This is a genomic window from Paenibacillus profundus (genome assembly GCF_021369635.1).
Lineage (GTDB): Bacteria > Bacillota > Bacilli > Paenibacillales > Paenibacillaceae > Paenibacillus_B > Paenibacillus_B profundus.
Genome location: NZ_JAJNBZ010000075.1, coordinates 1 through 4,690, shown reverse-complemented (window position 1 = coordinate 4,690; position 4,690 = coordinate 1). Strand labels below are relative to the sequence as shown.

7 protein-coding genes and 2 pseudogenes are annotated in these 4,690 nt (G+C 40.3%); all 9 read right to left on the bottom strand.

What is annotated here, in order from left to right:
* Positions 1-530 precede the first annotated feature (530 nt).
* Positions 531-707: an IS3 family transposase gene (locus LQV63_RS31010; protein WP_233699621.1), complete on the bottom strand. Its 177-nt coding sequence runs from the start codon at positions 705-707 to the stop codon at positions 531-533.
* A complete protein-coding gene (locus LQV63_RS32325; RefSeq protein WP_407673001.1) occupies positions 623-1,183 on the bottom strand; it encodes a DDE-type integrase/transposase/recombinase in 561 nt (186 codons plus the stop codon). Before LQV63_RS32325 ends, LQV63_RS31010 begins: the two co-directional genes overlap by 85 nt.
* Positions 1,184-1,240: 57 nt before the next feature.
* Positions 1,241-1,612: a transposase gene (locus LQV63_RS32320; protein ID WP_407673000.1), complete on the bottom strand. Its 372-nt coding sequence runs from the start codon at positions 1,610-1,612 to the stop codon at positions 1,241-1,243.
* A 282-nt stretch (positions 1,613-1,894) separates the two neighbouring features.
* On the bottom strand, positions 1,895-2,509 hold the full coding sequence (locus tag LQV63_RS31000) for a hypothetical protein (protein ID WP_233699619.1): 615 nt from the start codon (positions 2,507-2,509) through the stop codon (positions 1,895-1,897).
* A 208-nt stretch (positions 2,510-2,717) separates the two neighbouring features.
* A complete protein-coding gene (locus LQV63_RS32315) occupies positions 2,718-3,017 on the bottom strand; it encodes an ATP-binding protein (protein ID WP_407673002.1) in 300 nt (99 codons plus the stop codon).
* Positions 3,014-3,217, bottom strand: coding sequence for a hypothetical protein (locus LQV63_RS30995; protein ID WP_233699618.1), 204 nt, complete (start codon positions 3,215-3,217; stop codon positions 3,014-3,016). Before LQV63_RS30995 ends, LQV63_RS32315 begins: the two co-directional genes overlap by 4 nt.
* A 252-nt stretch (positions 3,218-3,469) precedes the next feature.
* Positions 3,470-3,989 (bottom strand): annotated as a pseudogene (locus LQV63_RS30990) (YdeI/OmpD-associated family protein).
* Positions 3,990-4,099: 110 nt separating this feature from the next.
* Positions 4,100-4,405, bottom strand: a pseudogene (locus LQV63_RS30985) (excinuclease ABC subunit A); the annotation flags it as partial.
* A 140-nt stretch (positions 4,406-4,545) separates the two neighbouring features.
* Positions 4,546-4,690, bottom strand: a 145-nt coding sequence (locus tag LQV63_RS30980) for a thiol-activated cytolysin C-terminal domain-containing protein (protein WP_233699620.1), incomplete at its 5' end; no start/stop codon positions are given.

Genomic DNA, 4,690 nt, shown 5'->3' with positions numbered 1-4,690 from the left:
ATACTCGAATAAGTAAACACATGTAAACCAATTAATAGACTTACGAGCACTTTTAGTCCTTTCGCATGTTTTGATTTCCTCATAAAGATCTCCTCCTTTGATGTAAAAACTGTATCGGTATTTTGGTATAAAATTATGATATTTCTAGAAAAATTACAAAGCTCCGTAACTTTTATAACACAAGTTATAATGAGTCTGATTCAAGCATCTTGCGTAATAAATGCCTATTCTTGGGCTTTTCGAATAATTCTGAAATCGTATATGCAACACGATATTTCCAAAAATACTTAGACTGAATGGATTGCGTTTTTCCATTTTTAAATTTGAGAAATGGAAATCTACTTGGTAATCCATCCGATCCGGACGTAATTTGGCATACCTTCCCCAAGAAATCATAATGTCCAATTGGCGAGCCGGCCTCTTCCCCACCGATGCCGAAAGCAATGCGAATCCCCCGTCGCTGCAAATAAAAAACTCTCCTATGCATCGCATTATGGTCATACCTCTGTCAAGTAGACAGATGAAAAAAGCTATGCAGCCAGCGCGTGCCGATACTCAATTGGCGCGCGCTGTTTGAGTTTGGCTTGAAAGCGCTGATAATTATAAAAGTAGATATACTCTTCTATAGTTTGATGAATCTCAGCTTCTGACGTACACTTGTGAAGATACAACTTCTCTGTCTTGAGATGCGAAAAGAAGGATTCGATGCAGGCGTTATCCAGGCAGGTTGCTTTGCGAGAGTGGCTGCCTTTGACGCTGAATGCTTCCAATCGTGAGTTGTAGGCCTGAGACGTGTACTGGAAGCCCTGATCTGAATGGAGCACGGCTTCCAGTACACGTTTCTTTTTCGTGTCCACTGCTCAATCGTATCCAACACCAGCTTTACATCGTTGCGCTCGGATAATTGCCAAGCCACAACTTCATTGTTGAACAGATCTTGTATCGCCGACAGGTAATAAAAACGTGTGCCGTCGGAGATATACGTAATATCGGTGACTAGCTTCTGCTGCGGACCTACAGCATGGAATTGTCGCTTCAATCGGTTAGGATACACGACGGAAGGCGTAGAACTAGAACGTTTTCGTTTCTTGCGAATGACGGACTGGATGGATAATTCCTTCATAAGCCGCCATACTTTTTTATGGTTAACACGATAACCAGCCTCCCATAAAGCTGTCATCATACGAGGATATCCGAAATAGGGGTGCGCAAAGTGAATAGCCATCATGTGCTCCTTGATCTAGTGATCCCTTGTTTGTCTTTCGGCCCTTAATGACCGTGTCGCCCGCCACTTGTAATAACTAGCCCTAGGTACCCCCGCAATGGCTAACAAACGTGCAACATCATAGTGATCACGCAGCTCTTCAATTACTTGGTAGTTGTCCTGCGGGCTGAGCGTGCCTCCTTTACCAGATTTGGACACCGCTTTACGGAAATCGAACACTTCTCCATGCTGCCACTTCCTTACCCATGCTTTTAATTGGGTACAGTTTCTGATTTCTAACTTTTCCGCTACCGCTTTATAGCTGGCCTCCCCTTCTAAATACGCTTTGACTGCTGCTAGTTTGAAATCTTCGGTATACTGTTTAAACACTTGTCCCTTTTTAGCCATGGAAAAATCCCCTCCAAGTTCACTCTTGTTCCTCATGATAGCACAAGGTTTTTTTTGAGTGTCTACTTAAAGGGGATAATACCATTGCTTCCTACTTCGATTATTTTTTTCTTTTATCCATGTAGTCCTTAATCAAGTCTATAAGACCTACCAGAATCGTCATGACAATAGAATGCCAAAAAAGTTTAACATAGCTTACATCTGCATCATAGATATAGAAGTAAGCTACTACAAAGTTGGCTATGAAGAAAATCAAATATACCAACATTTAATCATCTCGTCTCAGAACCAGGGATCTACAACAGTAGATTTTCTTATATCTGTACCAAAAGAACCACCAGTTCCATTTGAATTTTTTGTAACTCTCATTTCTTTTTTGATTTCATAATCTCCAAGTAAATTACCGTTCATATCAAAACGCCCCGGACCCAATTCTCGGTAGTAGTATTTGATGAAAGTATATAAGTCTTCTTTTTCAGAATTCACGAAGTAATAGCCACCAAATCCCCCAACTGCTACTGCAAGAAGTTCTTGCCAAGATGTTGTTATCTTTTTCGCCCAAGCAGCAAAAGTTAAGGAAAAAGCTGTTTTTGTTGCTGCTGTGAATTTTTCGGTTCTTACAATATCGTATGTTTTATTATGCACATACGGAGTCGGATAAGAAGCAAAAACTGAAATAGACCTTTCAGTGGAAGGGGTGATTTGTGATGCTGAGATAAGTAAATTATTTGCCTTTGTTACAGCTTCAGGCGTTGTTTGCTTTAACATCAATTTGCCATCTACAATTTGAAAATCGATGTTGTTTTTCTCTAGGATGCTTATAACTCTTTCATAAGGCGCAGGTGGAGCTTCTGTCCTGTTCTGTGGAATGTCTGGACTTGCTGATACAGCAGACATGAACAAACTGCAACAAAGAAGTAAGGTCAAAGATGCAATAGATACTTTTTCATCTTCTTAAACCTCACATATTGGGGTACGTTTAGATAAATCTAAACGATACTAAAAATTTAACATAGTAGTAGACGTTTGTATGTCGAAAAATGACATATTTATAAAAATTTTAGAGAAGCGTTTGTATGTATATCAGAAGAATTTTCTTAGCGATTTACCTAGTGGTAATTACGTTTTTGGGAATAATCATTCTGCCGCCGAAAAAACAGCACTCAATCTGCTTACGCAGAACGGGGGCTAAATAGATATAAAAATGAATCGTTTGATCTTTTGTCTCCGCATGGCAGCAGAAGCCGTGCCTTTCTAGAATCGTTTTGACGATCGTAAGCCCGAGGCCCGTTCCCGATATTTCTTTATGCCGTGAGCTTTCCTCTACGTAAAAGGGCTCCCATAGTCGGTGATCTCTCTTGGAAGGCTGTTGCTCATGTGCAGCACCATTTCGGCAACTTGTTATTCGAAAACCACATCGATCCTTTCGCCCGCCGCATATTTCACCGCATTGCCGAGCAGGTTCTGAAAAACCATCCGGATTTTGTCTGGATCCGCTGCAATCAGAGAATTACCCGGCAGCTCATCGCGAATAACTAACTGCAAATACCTTGATTTCAGCTCGATGCCAAATTTTCCGGGACATTCTTGGAACAAATCTCTCACGGCACTTATATCCTTAAAATAAAAAAGCCACGATTTCTGCGGATTCTTAAGCATATAAGTTCTTGTCCCCCGACTTGTTGTCGGTTGACAAGAACTTGATGTCATTGACAAGAACTTTATCCTATTCCTGATCTTCAATTGCCGCGATAACAAAAGAAACACATCGCCTCAAGTTGACGATGTGTTTTGGTAATTTAGCTTTTTCAATAAGTTTGATTGATTTAATTTTCTCATCGAATATACTAATCTCATTTAATCCCTTAATCCCTTTCCATTGAGAATTTGCTGCATACATTTTTCAACCCTTGACTCTCGAGTTTTGGATTGTTTGGGTTCAGAAAAATAAAGAATGTATGCTCTTTGCCGTCCCGGCGTCAATGCTTCAAAAGCAGTTTTCAAGGCAGGGATTTCATCGATTTTATTTTGAAATTCTTCAGGAATTATGAATTCTGTCTTCTTTTTAAAATTCACTTCCAAACCGGCTTTTTCAACTTCAATGGCTTCATAAATATAGGCTTTCAAGATGGTTTCCATTGCAACTATTTCTCGAACATTGGTGAACCGAATCTGGCGCGCCGCCTGTACATTCTCCGTTTGTTGGATTAGAATCCCATGGGCATCCTGTAACAAGGCACCTTTGTGAAACAGAAGCGCACAATAGTCTTTAAATCCATGTAAGAACGATATTTCTCAACTTCTCATATTCTTCCCTCCACTTTTTGGCTTTACTTAAATATTCATCAACCTTTGGATTCATTCTACTCTTTGTCATAATGTCATTTTAACTTTATTTACCAGTATTGTCTAACGCTGGACGAGAATAAAGTTTGCCCAAAAGAGCTTTATCGTGCTTCCTACGAATGCCGCAAAGGCGGATATCAATCACCTGCTCAAATACTTGCTTGTAAGTGAATGTTTTGCGCTTAAAAGCTGTTTTGGTGTGCCTTCGAATATGACTTTACCGCCATTGTTGCCGCCTTCGGGACCCATATCTATGATCCAATCGGCATTTCTGATGACATCTAGGTTATGTTCGATCACAATGACAGTATTTCCGGCATCTACTTCTACAAGGCGATTCATGATAGCCAGCAGATGGGCGATATCCGACATGTGCAGTCCGGTCGTCGGCTCGTCCATGACGTAAATACTTCCCTTTTTATGCAGTTCGCTGGCCTGCTTGATCTTGGACGGGTTTATACTGTGCTTCCCCCTCTTTCCCCTTTGTAATGAATAATAAGCAAAAATCATGCAAAAGCAAGTTGCCGTAAATAGTCTGGAAAGTAAAGAAAATCTCCCCAAATGAATGGGGAGATTTTCAGATATGATTAGTTAGTAATGGATGATTTCGGATATAACGTTGTTCCCCAAATCGAAACGTTAATATTGCTAGTTAACGGAACGTTATATTCATCAATAACTGTTCTCCACCATTCCCAAGCAAGACCTGTGCATTCTCTTGCAAAAATTCTT